This is a genomic window from Pseudomonas sp. GM21 (genome assembly GCF_000282215.1).
Lineage (GTDB): Bacteria > Pseudomonadota > Gammaproteobacteria > Pseudomonadales > Pseudomonadaceae > Aquipseudomonas.
Map to the genome: position 1 here is coordinate 42,556 of NZ_AKJS01000191.1, position 19,141 is coordinate 61,696.

Consider the following 19,141-nt stretch of genomic DNA (forward strand, 5'->3'; position numbering starts at 1 on the left):
CCGGTGAATTTTGAGATGTCGTGGCACTGGAAAATGCCCGTAATCAAGTTACCTGTATTCGCGTGTATGCCAAAGGCGCAACAGGTAAATGGTTGAACTCTGAATTTCGTAACGCAGTTCGTAGTGGCCGATCAGGATTCGACGCACGTCGCGCGGTTCGAATTCTTCCAGGCGCTCACCAATGCGCGGATTAACCAACAAGGTGCTTGGGGCAGCGGTGAGTTGTTGAACAGTGTGTATGGCCGCAGCTTTGTTCACCGTGGCCAGAAATTCGTACAAACGGGCAATGTCGGAAAGTGCCTTGCTAGTCCACTTCAATTCCATTAACGCGGTACCGGCAGCGGAAAATCTGTACTGAGACTTTCGGCCCAGGCCTGGACAGCCTGATGATCGATCACGTGGCCAGCGTCCACATCAACCAAGGCTTCACGCGTCAGACGACTGCGCTCTTCTTCTTGATCGATCCAGGCAGACAGCGCTTGCTTGACGATCCAGTTCTTGGAACGTTCAAGGCGCTCGGCAATCTCGTCGACCCTTTCGGCTAGATCCACAGGGATATGAGCCGTCACAGATCGGGTTTTGACGGTAGTAGCCATGATCATCACTCCAATGCTGCGCAGAGCAGCAGTTTCTCATTTGAGTACATTCGGGCACCAAGTCCGAGGCGGTGTTCGCACACCTGACCTTTAGAATAGTCGAAGGCTAACCGCCCTTAAATCACAATGCATCATTATGATCTAAATCAAATCATAATTAATCACTTTGGGCGGCAAGGCCCTGATGTGCGGTCGGGCAATTCCTCATCTTGCGAAAAGGCCTGCCAAAAAAAAACAGGAGCGCGGCAAGCCGGGCTCCTGTTTTTTTTGCCTGGTCCTAGTGCATCAACAGCACTTGGGCCCGGCCTTGCTGCCATATCGAGCTTCCTGGCGTTCCCGGAAGAACACCTCGTAACTCATCACCGGTTTGTCCGGGTGTTTATTCTGCATGTGCTCGACGTAGGTGTCGTAATCGGGCATTCCCACCATCAGGCGTGCGGCCTGACCGAGGTATTTACCGAGACGACTCAGATCATTGAACATCAACACCCTCCTCCATCAAGAAGCCTGCGGAATCGCCTGGTAAGGCGCTTCTTTATCCGTGCGTTCCTTGGTGCCCCAAGCGGCGATACCGACCTTGAGGGCAAAGAACAGGATGCTGAAGACCACGAACAGGAACAGCGCCGTCAGTGTTGCGTTGGTGTAGGCGTTGTAGATCACGTGCTGCATCTGGTCGATGCTCTTGGCCGGGGCCAGCACCTGACCGTTGGCCAGCGCGTCGCTGTACTTCTTGGCCAGGGCCAGGAAACCAATGGCCGGGTTGGCGTCGAACAGCTTGATGTAGCCCGCAGTCACCGTGCAAATCAGCAACCAGACTGCTGGCAGCATGGTGACCCACACATAACGCTGGCGCTTCATCTTGATCAGCACAACGGTCGCCAACATCAGCGCGATACCGGCCAGCATCTGGTTGGAGATACCGAACAGTGGCCACAAGGTGTTGATGCCACCCAATGGGTCGATCACGCCTTGGTACAGCAAGTAGCCCCACATCGCCACGCAACCGGCGGTGGCGATCAGGTTGGCGGTCCAGGAGTCAGTGCGCTTCAGCGCCGGCACGAAGGAGCCCAGCAAATCCTGGAGCATGAAGCGACCGGCACGGGTACCGGCGTCGACAGCGGTCAGGATGAACAGTGCTTCGAACAGGATCGCGAAGTGGTACCAGAACGCCATGGTGTTTTCACCCGGCAGCAGCTGGTGCAGGATCTGCGCGATACCGACCGCCAGGGTCGGCGCACCACCGGCACGGGCCAGGATGCTGGTTTCGCCAATGTCATGGGCCACCGCTTGAAGAGCTTCCGGTGTAATGGCAAAGCCCCAGCTGCTAACGGTTTGAGCGACGGAAACCGCATCCGCACCGACCAATGCCGCCGGACTGTTCATCGCAAAGTACACGCCCGGCTCGATCACCGAGGCGGCAACCATCGCCATGATGGCCACGAACGACTCCATCAACATGCCGCCATAACCGATGTAACGGGCATGCCCTTCATTGGCCAACAGCTTCGGCGTGGTGCCGGAAGCGATCAGCGAGTGGAAACCCGAGACCGCGCCACAAGCGATGGTGATGAACAGGAACGGGAACAGTCCGCCCTTCCACACAGGGCCCGTGCCGTCGATGAATTGGGTCAGCGCCGGCATTTTCAGATCGGGCATGGTCACCAGAATACCGATGGCCAAGGCGACGATGGTGCCGATTTTCAGGAAGGTCGACAGGTAGTCACGCGGGGCCAGAATCAGCCATACCGGCAATACTGCAGCGACAAAACCGTAGCCAATCAACATCCAGGTGATCTGAATGCCGGTAAAGGTAAAGGCCTTGGCCCAGACCGGGTCAGCGGCAATCTGCCCACCCAGCCAGATCGAGCCCAGCAGCAACAGCACGCCGATCACGGAGATTTCACCGATACGGCCCGGGCGGATGTAGCGCATGTAAATGCCCATGAACATCGCAATTGGGATGGTCGCCATCACCGTGAAAATGCCCCATGGGCTTTCTGCCAGGGCTTTGACCACAATCAGCGCCAGCACCGCGAGGATGATGACCATGATCAGGAAGCAGCCAAACAGCGCGATGGTGCCGGGGATGCGGCCCATTTCTTCACGGACCATGTCGCCCAGGGAACGACCGTTACGGCGCGTGGACAGGAACAGGATCATGAAGTCCTGAACGGCACCCGCCAGCACGACGCCGGCGATCAGCCACAGCGTACCGGGCAGATAGCCCATCTGCGCTGCCAACACCGGCCCGACCAGAGGTCCGGCGCCGGCGATGGCCGCGAAGTGGTGACCGAACAGTACGTGTTTGTTGGTCGGCACGAAGTCCAGGCCATCGTTATTGATGACTGCGGGCGTGGCACGATTGGGGTCCAGTTGCATCACCTTGGTGGCGATGAACAGGCTGTAATAGCGGTAGGCAACGAGGTAGATGGCGACGGCTGCGACTACGATCCAGAGGGCGTTGATCGCTTCGCCGCGGCGCAGGGCCACGACACTTAGCGCAATCGCTCCCAGAACAGCCACGGCAAACCAGGCGAGGTGTTTAGCCAGACGGGGCATAGCGTGTCTCCTGCCGACAGCCAGTGACTGCGGCGGTAATTTTTATAATTGTGTCCGCGGAGCGGAGCTCGCCCAATATCCCCGCATGCCGTCTACAAATAAATCCGCGTTACTACGTACGTGGCGTCTACGTAGTTCTACGTAGACGAAGTTGATTTCCTGTGGGAGCGAGCCTGCTCGCGAAGGCGGTGTGCCAGACGACATTGATATTGAATGACCGATGGCATTCGCGAGCAGGCTCGCTCCCACAGGTTTTGGCCTATGATGCCGGGCCTTTGCCTTCCTTCGGTCAGGAGCCAGGATGCAGCTCAAACACAAAATCGTCGCGCTCGGGATTCTGCCGCTGGTGTTGGCCATCGCGGTGATCTGCGCGCTGGTTATTTCGCTCAACCGACAACTGGGCGATCAACAGGCGCAACTGATCGAAGACAGTATCCTGGCCAGCAAGCGTGCCGAACTTAAAAACTACGTCGAAATGGCGCAAAGCCTCATAGCGCCGCTGTACGACGACGGCCACGGCGACGCGCACGCCCAACGGCAAGTCCTGGAAGAACTGCGCAAGCTCAGCTTTGGCATCAATGGCTACTTCTTCGTCTACGACCGCGAAGGCCGCAGCCTGATGCACGCGCGCCAGACCGAACTGGTGGGCAAGTACCTGTGGGACATGAAAGACGCACACGGTTTGCCGGTGATACAGGCATTGCTCAAAAGTGCGCAATCAGGCGAAGGCTTTCAGCGCTACACCTGGATCAAACCCTCCTCCGGCCAGGTGACCGACAAGCTCGCCTACGTGGTGATGCTGGACCGTTGGGGCTGGATGCTCGGCACCGGTATTTACCTTGAGGACGTTGAACGCGCCACCCAACAGGCGCGTGACGAAGTGGCTCAGGGCATCCGCAAAACCATGCTGGCGATTGCCGTCGTGGCGCTCGTGGCGGTGCTGTTCGTGTTTGCCAGCGGCATGACCCTCAACGTCAGCGAGCATCGCCTGGCGGACAAAAAGTTGCAGCGTCTGACCCAGCGTATCGTCAGCCTGCAAGAGGAAGAACGTTCAAGGGTGTCCCGGGAGCTGCACGACGGCATCAGCCAGTTGCTGGTGTCGATCAAGTTTCGCTTCGAACTGGCCAGCCACCTGCTGGAGAATGAACAGGGGCATGACAAGGGGTTGAGCACGTTGAAGGACGCCACCGAACGCCTGGGCGAAGCCATTGGTGAGGTCCGCAGCCTCTCGCACGACCTGCGTTCATCGTTGCTCGACACCTTGGGCCTGCCCGCAGCCATTGGCCAGCTCGCCGCCGAATTCGAGCAACGCAGCGGTCTCAAAGTGACCTACGACGACAATGAATTCGCCTGTCACCTGGTCGATGGCGCGGCCGTCGCGCTGTTCCGGATTGTGCAAGAAGGCCTGACCAATATCGAACGCCACGCTCAAGCGAAAAACGTTTCCATCACGCTGCACGGCGCTGAAGAATCGGTCCGCCTGAGCGTGGTCGATGACGGTATCGGTTTCAACGTCTCCCAGGTCGAACGTCGCCATGCGGGCATTGGCCTGCGTAATATCCGTGAACGTGTCGAGCATTTTGGCGGACGTTTCGAACTGATATCGGTGCCGGGCAGAAGTGAACTGGACGTGCAGCTGCCGATGAAAGCGCCCGCAACGAAACGCTGACCGCCCCCTTAAAACAAGAGTGGATACCCGCAATGAACCTGCCCTACCCGATCCGCGTCGCCTTGGTCGACGATCACTCTCTGGTCCGCGACGGGATCAAAGCGCTGCTGGCGGTCATGGCGCCCCTGGAAGTGGTGGGCGAAGCCGAAAGCGGTGCACAGGCTATCGAGATGGTCGGACGTTGCCAGCCGGACCTGTTGCTGGTCGACATCAGCTTGCGCGACATGAACGGTCTTGAACTGACGCGCGTGCTACGCAGCCAGTACCCCTCGCTCAAGGTCCTGATGCTGAGCATGTACGACAATTACGAATACGTGAGCGAGTCCGTTCGTGCGGGCGCCAGTGGCTATGTGCTGAAAAATTCTCCATCGAGGGAAATCATTGCCGCCATCGAAGCCATTGCCAGCGGCGGTACGTTCTACAGCGCCGAAATTGCCCAGCGGCTCATCGCCGATAAAACCACGGACAATGAGCTGACGCCGCGCGAGAGCCAGGTGTTGTACAAAATGGCGCAGGGCCTGAACAACAAGGAAATGGCCCGCGAACTGGACATCAGTGTGCGGACCGTCGAAACCCATCGCTTGAGCATCCGTCGCAAACTCAATATCGACAAACCGGCCGCGCTGGTCAAATACGCGATCGATCACGGAATTATTTCGCGGTAAGAAAAAAAAACGCCTTCCGCTCGACAATTCTCTCGGCCGTCTATGCTCCAGTAATCTTTCTTGGCTGGACACAGCGCAATGCCCCAAGGTCTTTCCCTTAAGTTGCAGCCAGGCCATCTCATTCTGCTAGGGGCGCTGGCCCTGAGCGGTTGTATTCGTCTGGGACCGGACTTCCAGCCGCCGGCTGAGGAGTGGATCAAAACATGGGACACGCCTTCCCTCGAACAAGCGAGCCAACGCGGGCCCAATCCTGATCTGCGACAGTGGTGGCAAATCTTTCGCGACCCGGTGCTCAACAAACTGATTGCCCAAGCGGATGCTTACAACTCCAGCCTTAAAATTGCCGGCTTGCGCGTCATGGAGTCCCGCGCCCAACTGGGTATTACGCAAGCCGGGCTGTACCCGCAATTGCAGCAAGTCAGCACGGACAATTTGTACATTGATCGTAACCAATATGGTGGCAACAATCCGCAGGACACCCATTTGTGGCAACACAGTGCCGCGTTTGACATCGGCTGGGAGATTGACTTCTGGGGGCGTTTCAGTCGAGCCATCGAGTCGGCCGATGCGGCTTATTTTTCCGCGCAGGCCAACTATGAAGACGCCCTTGTACTGCTACGAGCCCAAGTGGCGGACACCTATTATTTGTTGCGCACTACAGACTCCCGTTTGCGCGTCGCGCGTGAAAACGCTGCGCAGCAAAAGCGCAATTACGAGATCACCGAAAAACTGTTCAACAGCGGCCAGGATGCCGAGCTCGACCTGCAACAGGCCAAAACCCAATATTTGGGCACGTTGGCCAGTATTCCCAACCTCCTGGACCAGTTGCAACGCACGCGTAACGCCTTGGCCGTGCTGATCGGGCAGCCGCCGGGCAGCCTGCCACAGGTGATCGATAACAATAGTCTGGTCCCGCTGGTCGATCGCGCCGTGCTGCAAGATGTACCGGCCAACCTGCTGCTGCGTCGGCCCGACGTACGCGCCGCCGAACTCAACGTCGCCGCCCAAGGCGCGCTGGTCGGTGTGGCCGAAACCGATTTCTATCCATCGTTGACTCTGCTCGGCAGCATTGTCTGGTCGGCGGACTCTCTCAGTGGCACCTCCAACAGCCTGGACCTGATCGGTGGTCCCAGTCTGCGCTGGAATGTGTTCGATCACGGGCTGATCGCCAACAACGTGCGCGTCCAGGACGCGCGGTTGCAGCAATTGATCGAAGCCTATCGCGATAAAGTTCGTCAGGCTGCTCGCGAGGCCGATGACGCGGCCAACGGCCTGATCCAGTCGTTGGAAAGCGAACGCATCCTGCGCGACGCCGGAGGGGCTGCCGAACGTTCACTGGTGCTGGCCAGCGTGCAATTCCGGGAAGGTTACGCCGATTTCCAACGGGTGCTGGACGCCCAACGTGCGCTGCTCCAACAACAGGACAATTACCTGCTCGCACGCGGTAACGCGGTGAGCAATGTCATCGCCCTGTACAAGGCCTTGGGCGGTGGTTGGTATTCCTCGCTGCCATATGTGGACTCGGCCACCCGCCACGTAATGGAAGAACGCACAGACTGGGGCAACATGCTTGAAGATCCCGCCGCCGCAGTGCCCGCATACCCGCTGCCAGACCAAGGAAAATAACCATGAGTGAAGCCTCGCAGCCCTCCCCCGACGCCTCCGAACCGGTAGCGGCCGACCCGGTGAAAAAAGGCATCAAGTGGGTGTTGATATTGATCATCCTGAGCCTGGTCTGGTACTTGTTGGCCGACCGGTTCACGCCTTATACGCAACAAGCGAGAGTGGGCGCCTTTGTCATTCCGGTGGCATCGGAAGTCGCGGGCAAGGTGATCCTGGTGAACGTGCACAACAATCAGATCGTCAAGGCTGGCGACGTGCTCTTCGCGGTGGACCCGGCGCCGTTTCAGATTGCCGTCGATCGCGCCCGCGCCGACCTTGAGACTGCACGCCGGTCATTGGGAGCCAGCACCGCCGGGATTGCTTCGGCGCAAGCGGCATTGCGCGCCGCCCAAGCCAATGAAACCAAGGCGCGTCAGGAGAATCAGCGCCTCGAAGGGTTGTACCGCGAGGACCGCGGGACCATCTCCGTGCGCGTGCTCGAAATGTCACGCACCACCCGCGATGCGGCAGTCAGTCAAACCGCCGCCGCCCGCGCCGAAGTTCAGCGAGCCAAAGAAACGGAAGGCGGCGGCGAAGACGTCAACGCGAAGTTGCGCAGTGCCGCTACGAACCTGTCAAAAGCCGAACTGGACCTGGCCAATACGCAAACACGCGCGCGTTCGGAAGGACTGATCACCGACCTGCGCACCGATGTCGGGCAATTCGCCTCGGCGGGCGGCCCGGTCATGACCCTGATTACCATTCAGGACATCTGGATCACTGCCGACATGACCGAGAACAATCTCGGTCATGTCAAACCCGACACACCGGTGTCCATTGTGCTCGATTCGCTGCCGGGCGAAGTCTACTCCGGCCATGTACGCAGTGTCGGTTATGGCATCAGCGTCGGGCAGCCGGCCCCGCCCGGCACCTTGCCCGGCATACAAAACAGTCGGGACTGGCTGCGACCCGCCCAACGGTTCCCGGTGATCATCGAGTTTTCCCCGGAGTCCAAGAGCGCGCTGCTTGGCAGTGGTGGAATTCGTGCCGGTGGCCAGGCTGAAGTCATGGCGTTCCCCTCGGAAAGCAATCTGCTCAACCCGCTTGGCCGGATATATTTTCGCCTGATGAGCTGGTTGTCTTATGCCTACTAAACGCTCTCCACGGGAGCAGCGTGCCTTGCGGCTGGCCAGTGGCACCGCACTGTGCCTGGCCATCAGTTTCGGCCTGGCGTTGCCGATACCATTTCTCGCGCCGGTGTTGTGCCTGATCCTTCTGGCCGCGGTCAATCGTCCGCTGCCCTTCAAGGCGGCGATTGTTCTCGCGCTGGTGGCGATGCTGACCACCGGTATCGGCCTGGTCTTGATCCCGATCCTGCGCTACTACCCGGTGACCGGCGTGCTGCTGGTCACCGTCAGCCTGTTCATGGTCTTCCGGTGGGGGCTCAGTGGCGGCAATAACCTGATCGTGACCTTGCTGGTAATGGGCCTGACCATGATTTCCTCGGCAGGCGTCGCCGAGTTCGAAGCGGCGGCAATGGTCATTGGGGCGCTGGTCAAGGGGTTGTTGATGGCGGTGATGGTGGTTGGGATCAGCCATTGGCTTTTCCCCGAACCTGCCAATGCGCCGTCGCCGCCCGCTGCCAAACCGCCAGTGGGCGAAGAAGCCAGTCGGATTGCGTTGCGTGCGACCTTGATTGTCTTGCCGACGTTCCTGCTGGCAATGATCGACCCAGCGAGTTATCTGCCGATTATCCTGAAAGCGGTCGGCCTGGGGCAGCAATGCAATACGACTGACGCTCGCAATGCCGGTCGCGAACTGGTCGGTGCCACGTTGCTCGGCGGCTTGTTGGCCATCGTGTTCTGGTGCGTTCTGAGCCTGTTTGTGCACCTATGGATGTTCTACCTGTGGACGCTACTGTTCGGCCTGATCCTGGCGCGCAAGCTGTATGCCCTGAGCCCGAGCCGGTTTGGGCCGGGGTTGTGGCTCAACACCTTTATCACCTTGATCATCCTGCTGGGCCAGTCCGTGCAGGACAGCGCTTTGGGCAAAGACGTCTACACCGCCTTCGCCGTACGCATGGGGCTGTTCATCGCGGTCACGCTGTACGCCTGCCTGATGGTCCGGCTACTTGACCGGCAACCCCGGGCACAGGCTCAGGGCGTCACCTGATACCCCTTCCCTTGCAGGCAACTGGTATAGGCCGTCGAGGTGGTGGCAGTACTGGTTTTCTCATCAGCCCGGCGCTCCTGACGCTGACGCGAACCACCGACGACGACACCGGCTGCCGCCGCGCCTTTAGCTTGATCCTGCCGATACTCCTGCTTCACGTCGTCGTTGGCGCCGTCGTAAAACTCGTCATGCTGGCGCCCGCGCGTTTCGGCTGCGACGGCGCCGGCCGCAGCACCGACCGCCGCTCCACGCATCCGTCCTCCCGAACTGGAAGTATCGGTCGAAGCCGCCTGACTGGCCGCCACGCTATGGCATTCGTTGATGTCCAACTGGGTTTGTTGTGAGGTCTGGCCTTTGGTGGGCACCACGGTTTCAGCCCAGCCTTGCGCAGATGACACCGACAACGCAACGCACAGGCTGATGGAAGACAACTTATGCATGAGGATCTCCTGCGCGACACCCCGTGAGCTGTTGCCCACCGATCCCGCGTGTGATTAAGCCTATAGCAGTGTAGATCATGAAACTTTTCGATCGTTTCATCCTGATGACCTAACCTCAAAGGCTGAGTGACCAAACACGGAGCCGCGCACGCCTATGCGTCATACATTGATGTCAGTGATTTTCGTCGCGCTCGCGTTATTGGTGCAAAGTGGCGCAGCCCTGTCTGCTGCTGAACCGACGCCGTCTTCAATCATTGCCTCGGAAGCGCCGCCGGTGGTGGTGTCTTCGAGTGAACTGCAAGCCCTGCAAATGCGGCTGGACCTGATTAAACAACAGGTGTCAGTGGCCAATAACGTCACCCTGATGGTCGGCCTGCAGGATTCCGTTCAGGTGTTTATCAAGGACGTGGACACCCTGCAGTCATCGCTTCTGCCGGAACAAAAACAATTACAAGCTCAACTTGATGTATTGAGCGGCCCCGTTTCTCTCGGTGATGTCGCGGTAGAGAAATCGGACATTACCACCCAGAGGACCGATATTTCCGAGCAAAAGAAAACGATCGACGCCACCTTGAAGAACCTGGCGGCCCTGCGAGGCAGCGCCGTCGAACTGCTGACTCAAATTGCCGCCATTCGGCGCAGCCTGCTGGAAAGCGAAGTCACGCTTCGCAGTGGCAGCGTCCTGGCACGGGATTTTTGGGAGCCGTTGATCAATCCGCTGGCGGAAGATCGCCTGCGCCTCAACGATTTCATTGACCAGACCCAAAAAGCCCTCGCGGCCGCCTGGCAACCCGGCAAACGTCTGGTTACGGGCCTGCTGATCGTGCTGGCCTTGGCCATCTGGATCTGGGGCCGTAGAGTCGCCGATCAGGGGCTCACCTGGATTTGCATACATCGCCTTCCTGTAGGGCGATTGCGTCGAAGCGCGCTGGCGCTGGCGTCGGTATTTGCAACCGTATTGACCACCGCCTTTGCGTTGCAATTGGTGTTTTATGCACTGACGCGACATCAGCCGTTATCGCCCATGATGCAGACCTTCGCCGAGGAATTCGAAAAACTCATTTATACCTGCGTCTTGATCACCGGGTTGAGTCGGGCAATGCTGGCGAACCAGCACCCCTCCTGGCGGCTACCGGATATCGACGACTCCGTCGCCGAGGCGATGAAGCCCTTCCCCAAAATACTGGCCGCCACCCTGCTGATATTGGTCACGGTGGCGCAAATCACCAATGTCACGGGCATGAGTGGCCCCGCCGTTCTGTTGGGACGAGGCTTGATCGCAATTGTGGTCACGGCGCTGCTCATCCTGTTGTTCCGCCGTGCCAGTCACGCTCAAAGAGAGGTCGTGGCCGCCGGCGATGCCTCTGAAGAGAGTAGTACCCTGGCCGGCCTGATTTACTCCGGCACGATTATCGCGCTGATTATCTCCATCTTTGCGCTGTTGATCGGCTACGTCTCCCTGGCAAGGTTCATCACTTACGAACTGGTCTGGGCGTTCATCATCCTGTCCGGCTTCTACATCCTGATTCAGTTGTTCAAAGACTGTTGCGAGTACCTGTTCTCACCCAGGAGCCCGAGCGGCAAGGCGATAAAACAATTGCTGGGGGTTGGCGATGTACGGCTTGAGCAAGCCGAGGTCATCTTGTCCGGGGCCGGTCGTGCGGCGTTATTACTGCTGGCCGTCATTTCACTGTTTGTCGGCGGCGTTGGCACCACGCTCGGGCAACTGGTCACCCAAGCGCTGTCCATTCTTGGTGGCGATGGCTTGCGAAAACTGAACATCATCCCGGGTCACTTGCTCAATGCAATCCTGGCCTTGGTGATTGGTGTCTACCTGATTCGGGCGCTGTGTCGCTGGCTCGATGACGAGTTCCTGCCGAAAACCAATATGGACCCTGGCATGTGTGCCTCGCTGAGCACACTGTTCGCCAACGTCGGTTACATCCTGGTGATTCTGCTCACGCTGTCATCGTTGGGCATCGAATGGACGAACCTGGCATGGATTGTCAGTGCCCTGTCGGTCGGTATCGGTTTTGGTTTGCAGGAAATCGTCAAGAACTTCGTCTCCGGCCTGATCCTGCTCACTGAGCGTCCGGTCAAGGTGGGCGACCTGATCAGCATCAGCGGCGTGGAAGGAGATATCCGGCGCATCAACGTCAGGGCCACGGAAATACAACTCAGCGACCGCTCGATTGTGATCGTGCCCAACTCCCAACTGATCTCGCAAAACCTGCGTAACGTGACCCTGGGCGGCAGTGCGCAAGGGGTCGCGACACTTGACCTCGTGTTCCCGCTGGACATCGACCCGGAGCAGGTAAAAGACTTGCTGTACGACTGCTACCAGCAGAACGAAAACATCCTCGATAAACCGGCGGCGTTTGTGCGATTCAGCAAACTCACCCCGGACGGCATCACCTTGAGCATCACCGGTTACGTCAGCAGCCCGAGAATTGTCGGCGTCACCAAAAGCGACCTGTTGTTCGAAATATTGAAACGTCTGGGTGCGGCGGGTATTGCACTGGCCAAACCGGGGAGCTAGGAATAAGTCCGTCGATTTATTCGTTGAGTAAGCGTTGGCTCGCGCGCTTGAGTGTTTCACTCGGCAACTCTTTGAACAACGCCCGATAGCTGCTGGAAAACCGCCCCAAATGCCAGAACGACCAATTCATCGCTACTTCTGCAACGGTGGTCTCGCTGGGCGTACAGCGGAGCAATTCACGGCGGGCATTGTTCAGCCTTCGCAGACGCAGCCAATGGGTCGGCGTCATCCCGGTGAAGGCCTTGAAGGCATGCTGCAACTGGCGCAGCGACACCCCGGCGACCTGGGAAAGCTCCAGCAGGTTGAGGGTTTCATCCGGGGAATCAGCAGCCCACTCACCGATGCGCTTCATGATCGTGCGCGCTTCGGTGCGACGCTGTAAGCCGCCACGATCAAGGCAAACACTCGCGTTGTCGAGAATGTACAGACAGTCCTCCAGCAACTGCTGCGTCAAGGCTTCCTTGCTCGGTGGGTCGAGTGTTTCTCCCAGGCGGGTCAGCGTGCCGCTCAACCAGCGGCTGAACAATGCGTTCTGCCCCGAGTTCAGCGGCGACATGAACAACCCCTCCAGCTGCGCTACGTTCAAACCCTGACGCTGCACGAACTCCGGACCGAACACCACGGCGATTTCCTGGTAGTTCTCGGGGGTGATCCAGATGTTGCGGCTTTCGCCATTGAGCAGGTAAAGCGCGTTGTCGCTGCGATCAAAACAGAACGCCAGGGAACCTTGGGGCGCACTGAAATTCTGCTCGACCCGGGTGTTCATCTGCTCTTCGTAAATCTCCACGCCGTGCAAGTCCAGGTAGCGCACACGCCCGGCGAAATGCCCCGGAGACATCTGCTGATAGTGCTGTACCCAACCCGGCGTGGCGCGGATTTGCTCGGCGACATCTTCGGTGTTGAAAGCTTGAACCTGTATCGGACTGGACGCTGACATGGGGGACCTTACGCACTCGTTTGGTGCGTTTTGGTGCTGCTTAAAGTGGATAGATGGAACCGCAAGGCTCGCCCAAGATAGTCGTCAACGCGTCTCAGGGGAAGAGTGCGGTGGATGAAACCGCTCTCCCCCGACGTTAATAAAACCAATAACGAGGTCTTTATGAATGTCCCTTTCGATCAGCTGTTCACGTGGCTGAAAGATCACAAGATTACCGAAGTCGAGTGTGTGGTCAGCGACTTGACCGGCATTGCACGCGGCAAAATTGCACCCACCAACAAGTTCCTGCATGAGCGAGGCATGCGCCTGCCGGAAAGTGTGCTTTTGCAAACGGTAACCGGGGACTTTGTCGACGACGACATCTACTACGACCTGCTCGACCCGGCCGATATCGACATGGTCTGCAAGCCAGACGCCGACGCGGTTTACGTGATCCCATGGGCCATCGAGCCCACCGCTATCGTCATCCACGACACCTTCGACAAGTTCGGCAACCCGATTGAATTGTCGCCGCGCAACGTGCTGAAAAAAGTGCTGCAGTTGTACACCGACAAAGGCTGGAGGCCGATTGTCGCGCCGGAGATGGAGTTTTACCTGACCCAGCGTTGCGAAGACCCGGACTTGCCACTGAAAGCGCCGATGGGTCGTTCGGGCCGTGCGGAAAGCGGTCGTCAGTCGTTCTCCATCGACGCCGCCAACGAATTCGATCCCCTGTTCGAAGACGTCTATGACTGGTGCGAACTCCAGGGTCTGGACCTCGACACCTTGATCCATGAAGACGGCCCCGCGCAGATGGAAATCAACTTCCGTCACGGCAACGCGCTGGACCTCGCGGACCAGATCACCGTGTTTAAACGCACCCTGCGTGAGGCCGCGCTCAAGCACAACGTCGCGGCGACGTTCATGGCCAAACCGATTGGCGACGAGCCCGGCAGTGCCATGCACATCCACCAGAGCGTGGTCGACATCGCCACCGGCCAGCCGATTTTCGCCGACGCGGATGGCAACATGAGTGAGCTGTTCCTGCACCACATTGGCGGCCTGCAAAAATATATTCCCAAAGTACTGCCGATGTTCGCGCCCAACGTGAACTCGTTCCGCCGCTTCCTGCCGGACACCTCGGCACCGGTCAACGTCGAATGGGGTGAAGAAAACCGTACCGTCGGCCTGCGCGTGCCGACTTCATCGCCTGACGCCATGCGCGTGGAAAACCGTTTGCCGGGCGCCGACGCCAACCCGTACCTGGCGATTGCAGCCAGCTTGCTCTGCGGTTACCTGGGCATGGTCGAGCGCATCGAACCGAGTGCAGCGGTGCAAGGGCGCGCCTATGAACGTCGCAACCTGCGCTTGCCGATCACCATCGAAGACGCGCTGACGCAGATGGAAGAATGCGCCATCGTCGAGCGTTACCTGGGCAGCAAGTTTGTCCGCGGTTATGTCGCGGTCAAGCGTGCCGAGCACGAAAACTTCAAGCGGGTGATCAGCTCCTGGGAGCGGGAATTCCTGATGCTCAGCGTTTAAACACTTGCCACGGCAACGATCGTTCCCACGCTCCGCGTGGGAATGCAGCCCTGGACGCTCCGCGTCCCATTGGAACGCGGAGCGTCCCTTGAGGCATTCCCACGCAGAGCGTGGGAACGATCATGGGAAGAATCCAATAATTAGAAAGGTGTCGATATGCGTCTATTGAAATCCGTGGTCCCGCTCGCGCTGGCGATGATGTGCAGCGCCGGTGCTCAGGCTCAGCCACAGGTCAGCGTCTATAACTGGACCGATTACATCGGCGAAACCACCCTCGCCGACTTCCAGGCGAAAACCGGGATCAAGGTGATCTACGACGTCTTCGATTCCAACGAAACCCTGGAGGGTAAACTGCTTGCCGGACGTACGGGCTACGACGTTGTGGTGCCCTCCAACCACTTCCTCGCACGTCAGGTGAAAGCCGGCGCGTTCCTGAAGCTGGACCGCGAGCAACTGCCAAACTTCAAGAACCTCGACCCGAAACTGCTGGCCTTGCTGGAAAAGAACGACCCTCAGAACGCGCATTCGGTGCCGTACCTGTGGGGCACCAACGGCATCGGCTATAACGTCGACAAGGTCAAGCAAGTGCTGGGCATCGATCGCATCGATTCCTGGGCCGTGCTGTTCGAACCGGAAAACATCAAGAAACTCAGCCAGTGCGGCGTGTCGATGATGGACTCGGCGGATGAAGTGTTCCCGGCGATGCTCAATTACATGGGCATGGACCCGCGCAGCGAAAATCCCGAAGACTTCAAAAAGGCCGAAGCCAAGCTGTTGGCCATCCGCCCTTACATCACCTATTTCCACTCATCCAAGTACGTGTCGGACCTGGCCAACGGCGACATTTGCGTTGCGTTCGGCTACTCGGGCGACGTGTTCCAGGCCGCCAACCGCGCCAAGGAAGCCAAGAACGGCGTGAACATCGCCTACGCCATTCCCAAGGAAGGCAGCAACCTGTGGTTCGATTTGCTGGCCGTGCCTGCCGATGCCAGCAACCCCAAAGAAGCTCACGCGTTCATCAACAACCTGCTGGACCCGCAAGTGATCGCCAAGGTCAGCGCTACAGTCGGTTATGCCAACCCGAACCCGGCAGCGAAAGAATTCATGGACGCGGAGCTTGTGAACAATCCTGAGGTTTACCCACCCCAGGCCGTCCTCGACAAACTCTACATTTCGACCACCCCGCCCCAGGCGATCATGCGTTTGATGACCCGTTCCTGGAGCAAAGTGAAGTCCAACAAATGAATCAATACACCCACGAACACGCTCACTCCTACTATGCCGCGTCGGCTAACGGCCTGAAGTCGCGCCCCACGCTGACCTCGGACCTGGTGGCCGACGTCTGCGTGATCGGTGGCGGTTTCACCGGCATCAACACGGCCATCGAACTGGCGCAGCGCGGGCTCTCGGTGATCTTGCTGGAGGCCCGACGGATTGGCTGGGGCGCCAGCGGACGCAACGGCGGCCAGTTGATTCGCGGCATCGGCCATGACGTCAGCGGTTTTACCAAGCACGTCGGTGCCGAAGGTGTGCGCTATCTGGAACGTGCCGGGATCGAATCGGTGCACGTGGTGGGCAACCGGATCCGCGAACACGGCATCGACTGCGATCTGCGCTGGGGTTTCTGCGAGCTGGCGAATACTGCGGCGCAATTCGCCGGACTGAAGGCCGAACACGCGCAACTTGTGGAGTCGGGTTACGCCCACGAAACGCGCTTGTTCGAATCCGGGCAGATCCGCGAGCACGTGGTGAACTCCGGCGTGTATGCCGGTGGCTTGGTGGACATGGGCTCGGGGCATTTGCATCCGCTGAACCTGGTCCTCGGCGAAGCCAACGTTGCGCAATCACTGGGCGTACAGATTTTCGAGCAGAGCCCGGTGCTGGAGTTGATCCATGGCAGCACCGTGCAGGTACGCTGCGCCAGTGGCACGGTACGCGCTGGCAGCCTGGTGCTGGCCTGCAACGCGCATCTGGAGGAACTCGAACCCAAGCTCAGCGGCAAGGTGCTCCCGGCGGGCAGTTACATCATCGCCACCGAGCCTTTGTCGGAGGACGCTGCCGCCCAACTGATCCCGCATAACGTCGCCCTGTGCGATCAGAAAGTCGGCCTGGATTACTACCGGCTCTCGGCGGACCGGCGCTTGCTGTTCGGTGGTGCCTGCCATTATTCCGGGCGCGATCCGGCCGATATCGCGGCGTACATGCGTCCGCAGATGCTCAAGGTATTCCCGCAATTGGCGAAGGTGCGTATCGACTACCAATGGGGCGGCATGATTGGCATCTCCGCCAATCGATTCCCCCAGGTCGGCCGTTTGAACCAGCACCCGAACGTGTTCTACGCCCAAGGCTACTCCGGCCATGGCCTGAACGTCACCCACTGGTGCGCCAAACTGTTGGGCGAGGCCATCCACGCCGGCCACAGTCAAGGCTTCGACGTCTTCAGCGCTGTGCCGCACATGACCTTCCCTGGTGGCCGCACCCTGCGTTCGCCACTGCTGGCGCTGGGTATGCTTTGGTATCGGATGCGGGAAATGCTGGGTAGATGACGCTTATCTGAATGCTTCTGCGAGGGGGCTCACCCCTCGCGCCTCCTGCCGGTTTCAGTTGGCGGGCCTCCCCCCTGTTAACGCCGCCCCTCACCGTTCAAGCCCAGTCAGTCCCCCCCCTCACCCTGAACTTTATTCATGCGTGGCAAGAACGTTGTCATTGAATGAAAAGAGTTTGTCGCCGAATGAATGGTTTCCCAGCGAAAAATGGGCGTAGAAGTCAGCAGCAGCTATTGCTGGATGATGCCGTTGCGCCATACCTGCGATTTAATAGCTCCGATTTACATGCCTTAAATCCTAATAATAATCCCAACAAGGATCGCGTTTTATGCGTGTGAACTTGCCCGTCACCGAGCATGAAAGAGTATTTCCCGCCGAACAACGATTGATATCCATCACCGATCTGGATAGCCGAATCACTTACTGCAATGACGCGTTCGTTGCCATCAGTGGTTTCACTGGCGACGAATTGGTCGGCCAGCCCCATAACTTGATTCGACACCCCGACATGCCGCCTGGGGTATTCATTCATATGTGGCACACCATCAAGCAAGGCAAACCCTGGCTGGGTATTGTGAAAAACCGGGCGAAAAATGGTGATTTTTATTGGGTCAGTGCCTACGTCACACCTATCTATGAAAACGGACGCATGAGTGGTTACGAGTCGGTTCGCTCGGTGCCCACCCGTGATCAGATCCGTCGCGCAACCGCACTTTATGCAAGGATGCGGGCGGGCAAGCCGATCGTTGCCTTGAGCACGCGAATGTTCCGGCCACTGCAACACGCCTGGCCATTACTGATGGTGGGTGGGGTTTCACTGCTGGGTTATCAGTGGCTGCCAAAAACGGCGGCTGAGGGAGCGCTGGTGGCGAGCCTGTGTCTGGCCTGGTACTTGATCGAGTCCCGACATCGCGGGGCCATCGAGCGCACACTGGCCGAGCATCCGAAAGCATTTTCCGACCCGTTGGTAGCGCTCACCTTCAGCGACAACTACGGTCCCCAAGGGCGACTGGACATGGCCATGCTCAGTGAGGAAGCTCGTTTGCAGACTGCCTTGAGCCGGCTTGTCGATGCCGGGGTCAATGTAAAGGCCAAGGCGGCACAGTCCTCCGAACTCTCTGGTTCACAGGCGCAGTCGCTTGATCGCCAGCGCAGTGAAACGGATCAATCTGCTGCGGCCATCTCCCAGATGGCGGCAACGAACCAGGAAGTGACTCAAAACGTCATTATTACTGCGCAGGCCGCCTATGAAGCGGACGAGTTGACCAAGGAAGGCAGTGAGCTGGCCCGGCAAAGTCTGCACGCCATGGAAGCCATGAATGGGGCCGTCAACGAAATCGGTCAGGCAGTCAACGCCCTGGCGAGCGAGACGCAATCGATCGGCAGTGTCGTGGATGTCATCACGTCGATTGCCGAACAGACCAACTTGCTGGCGCTCAACGCGGCCATCGAAGCGGCCCGGGCAGGTGAGCAAGGTCGGGGTTTTGCCGTCGTGGCCGACGAGGTGCGCTCCCTGGCACAACGCACCCGCACCTCCACCGAGCAGATCCACGGCATCATCGCTTCACTGAACAGCGGTGCCGATCGCGCAGTATCCACCGCCAATAAGGGGGAGCAGATTTCTCGCGACAGCATGCAGCGTGTCGAGGCGGTGCAGTCGGCTCTGGTCGGCATCAGTCAAGCAGTCAGCCGGATCACCGCCATGAGCCAGCAAATGGCATCGGCATCCGAGGAGCAAAGTCATGTGACTGAAGATATCAATCAACAGATCACGCGGATTGCTCAGTTGTGTGATCACAGTGCCGGACAGGCCAAGCAAGGCGCCGCGATCAGCCAGGATCTTGAAGAAATGGCTGAATACCTGCACAGCCTCGCCGAGCGTTTTAACCGGTAGC

16 protein-coding genes are annotated in these 19,141 nt (G+C 58.8%); 10 read left to right on the forward strand and 6 right to left on the reverse strand.

The annotated features are described in order from the left end of the window. Positions 1-48: 48 nt before the first annotated feature. From PMI22_RS01765 to PMI22_RS01750, 4 genes are all read right to left on the reverse strand, one after another. Complete coding sequence (locus tag PMI22_RS01765) at positions 49-324, reverse strand: type II toxin-antitoxin system RelE/ParE family toxin (protein WP_007949124.1); 276 nt, start codon at positions 322-324, stop codon at positions 49-51. Beyond that, positions 324-596: a CopG family ribbon-helix-helix protein gene (locus PMI22_RS01760; RefSeq protein WP_007949126.1), complete on the reverse strand. Its 273-nt coding sequence runs from the start codon at positions 594-596 to the stop codon at positions 324-326. The genes PMI22_RS01765 and PMI22_RS01760 overlap by 1 nt, the downstream gene beginning before the upstream one ends. A gap of 285 nt (positions 597-881) precedes the next feature. Then, on the reverse strand, positions 882-1,079 hold the full coding sequence (locus PMI22_RS01755) for a YbdD/YjiX family protein (protein ID WP_007949127.1): 198 nt from the start codon (positions 1,077-1,079) through the stop codon (positions 882-884). A gap of 15 nt (positions 1,080-1,094) precedes the next feature. Beyond that, entirely contained in the window at positions 1,095-3,155 is a 2,061-nt protein-coding gene (locus tag PMI22_RS01750; RefSeq protein ID WP_007949128.1) for a carbon starvation CstA family protein, read from the reverse strand. Between the two features lie 301 nt (positions 3,156-3,456). Here PMI22_RS01750 and PMI22_RS01745 point away from each other — a divergent pair, with 301 nt between their 5' ends. From PMI22_RS01745 to PMI22_RS01725, 5 genes are all read left to right on the forward strand, one after another. Continuing rightward, positions 3,457-4,824 (forward strand): cache domain-containing protein, encoded by a 1,368-nt coding sequence (locus PMI22_RS01745; protein ID WP_007949129.1) that lies wholly within the window; start codon positions 3,457-3,459, stop codon positions 4,822-4,824. 32 nt (positions 4,825-4,856) lie between these two features. Beyond that, on the forward strand, positions 4,857-5,489 hold the full coding sequence (locus PMI22_RS01740; protein ID WP_007949130.1) for a response regulator: 633 nt from the start codon (positions 4,857-4,859) through the stop codon (positions 5,487-5,489). A gap of 78 nt (positions 5,490-5,567) precedes the next feature. Beyond that, positions 5,568-7,115: an efflux transporter outer membrane subunit gene (locus PMI22_RS01735; RefSeq protein ID WP_007949131.1), complete on the forward strand. Its 1,548-nt coding sequence runs from the start codon at positions 5,568-5,570 to the stop codon at positions 7,113-7,115. 2 nt (positions 7,116-7,117) lie between these two features. Then, a complete protein-coding gene (locus PMI22_RS01730; RefSeq protein WP_007949132.1) occupies positions 7,118-8,245 on the forward strand; it encodes an HlyD family secretion protein in 1,128 nt (375 codons plus the stop codon). Next, positions 8,235-9,263 (forward strand): DUF2955 domain-containing protein, encoded by a 1,029-nt coding sequence (locus PMI22_RS01725; protein ID WP_033049768.1) that lies wholly within the window; start codon positions 8,235-8,237, stop codon positions 9,261-9,263. Before PMI22_RS01730 ends, PMI22_RS01725 begins: the two co-directional genes overlap by 11 nt. On the opposite strand, the gene PMI22_RS01720 is transcribed toward PMI22_RS01725, so the two are convergent. Next, complete coding sequence (locus PMI22_RS01720) at positions 9,248-9,703, reverse strand: hypothetical protein (RefSeq protein ID WP_007949134.1); 456 nt, start codon at positions 9,701-9,703, stop codon at positions 9,248-9,250. The two genes, PMI22_RS01725 and PMI22_RS01720, sit on opposite strands and share 16 nt — an antisense overlap. Positions 9,704-9,857: 154 nt before the next feature. Between PMI22_RS01720 and PMI22_RS01715 the strand changes: the two genes are divergently transcribed. Then, the gene (locus PMI22_RS01715) at positions 9,858-12,242 is read left to right on the forward strand and encodes a DUF3772 domain-containing protein (protein WP_007949135.1); all 2,385 of its coding nucleotides are present in this window, start codon (positions 9,858-9,860) and stop codon (positions 12,240-12,242) included. A gap of 16 nt (positions 12,243-12,258) precedes the next feature. Here the strand turns inward: PMI22_RS01715 and PMI22_RS01710 are convergent, their stop codons facing one another. Next, entirely contained in the window at positions 12,259-13,179 is a 921-nt protein-coding gene (locus PMI22_RS01710) for a helix-turn-helix domain-containing protein (RefSeq protein WP_007949136.1), read from the reverse strand. Between the two features lie 162 nt (positions 13,180-13,341). On the opposite strand from PMI22_RS01710, the gene PMI22_RS01705 reads away from it, so the two are divergent. From PMI22_RS01705 to PMI22_RS01690, 4 genes are all read left to right on the forward strand, one after another. Further along, the gene (locus tag PMI22_RS01705) at positions 13,342-14,700 is read left to right on the forward strand and encodes a glutamine synthetase family protein (RefSeq protein WP_007949137.1); all 1,359 of its coding nucleotides are present in this window, start codon (positions 13,342-13,344) and stop codon (positions 14,698-14,700) included. Positions 14,701-14,856: 156 nt separating this feature from the next. Further along, positions 14,857-15,945 (forward strand): polyamine ABC transporter substrate-binding protein, encoded by a 1,089-nt coding sequence (locus PMI22_RS01700; protein WP_007949138.1) that lies wholly within the window; start codon positions 14,857-14,859, stop codon positions 15,943-15,945. After that, the gene (locus PMI22_RS01695; RefSeq protein WP_007949139.1) at positions 15,942-17,246 is read left to right on the forward strand and encodes an NAD(P)/FAD-dependent oxidoreductase; all 1,305 of its coding nucleotides are present in this window, start codon (positions 15,942-15,944) and stop codon (positions 17,244-17,246) included. Before PMI22_RS01700 ends, PMI22_RS01695 begins: the two co-directional genes overlap by 4 nt. A gap of 328 nt (positions 17,247-17,574) precedes the next feature. Next, entirely contained in the window at positions 17,575-19,140 is a 1,566-nt protein-coding gene (locus tag PMI22_RS01690) for a methyl-accepting chemotaxis protein (protein WP_007949140.1), read from the forward strand. Position 19,141 lies beyond the last annotated feature (1 nt).

Coding starts and splice junctions, on each gene's coding strand:
- PMI22_RS01765 (WP_007949124.1), bottom strand. CDS start 324: ATGGAATTGAAGTGGACTAGCAAGGCACTTTCCGACATTGCCCGTTTG.
- PMI22_RS01760 (WP_007949126.1), bottom strand. CDS start 596: ATGGCTACTACCGTCAAAACCCGATCTGTGACGGCTCATATCCCTGTG.
- PMI22_RS01755 (WP_007949127.1), bottom strand. CDS start 1,079: ATGTTCAATGATCTGAGTCGTCTCGGTAAATACCTCGGTCAGGCCGCA.
- PMI22_RS01750 (WP_007949128.1), bottom strand. CDS start 3,155: ATGCCCCGTCTGGCTAAACACCTCGCCTGGTTTGCCGTGGCTGTTCTG.
- PMI22_RS01745 (WP_007949129.1), top strand. CDS start 3,457: ATGCAGCTCAAACACAAAATCGTCGCGCTCGGGATTCTGCCGCTGGTG.
- PMI22_RS01740 (WP_007949130.1), top strand. CDS start 4,857: ATGAACCTGCCCTACCCGATCCGCGTCGCCTTGGTCGACGATCACTCT.
- PMI22_RS01735 (WP_007949131.1), top strand. CDS start 5,568: ATGCCCCAAGGTCTTTCCCTTAAGTTGCAGCCAGGCCATCTCATTCTG.
- PMI22_RS01730 (WP_007949132.1), top strand. CDS start 7,118: ATGAGTGAAGCCTCGCAGCCCTCCCCCGACGCCTCCGAACCGGTAGCG.
- PMI22_RS01725 (WP_033049768.1), top strand. CDS start 8,235: ATGCCTACTAAACGCTCTCCACGGGAGCAGCGTGCCTTGCGGCTGGCC.
- PMI22_RS01720 (WP_007949134.1), bottom strand. CDS start 9,703: ATGCATAAGTTGTCTTCCATCAGCCTGTGCGTTGCGTTGTCGGTGTCA.
- PMI22_RS01715 (WP_007949135.1), top strand. CDS start 9,858: ATGCGTCATACATTGATGTCAGTGATTTTCGTCGCGCTCGCGTTATTG.
- PMI22_RS01710 (WP_007949136.1), bottom strand. CDS start 13,179: ATGTCAGCGTCCAGTCCGATACAGGTTCAAGCTTTCAACACCGAAGAT.
- PMI22_RS01705 (WP_007949137.1), top strand. CDS start 13,342: ATGAATGTCCCTTTCGATCAGCTGTTCACGTGGCTGAAAGATCACAAG.
- PMI22_RS01700 (WP_007949138.1), top strand. CDS start 14,857: ATGCGTCTATTGAAATCCGTGGTCCCGCTCGCGCTGGCGATGATGTGC.
- PMI22_RS01695 (WP_007949139.1), top strand. CDS start 15,942: ATGAATCAATACACCCACGAACACGCTCACTCCTACTATGCCGCGTCG.
- PMI22_RS01690 (WP_007949140.1), top strand. CDS start 17,575: ATGCGTGTGAACTTGCCCGTCACCGAGCATGAAAGAGTATTTCCCGCC.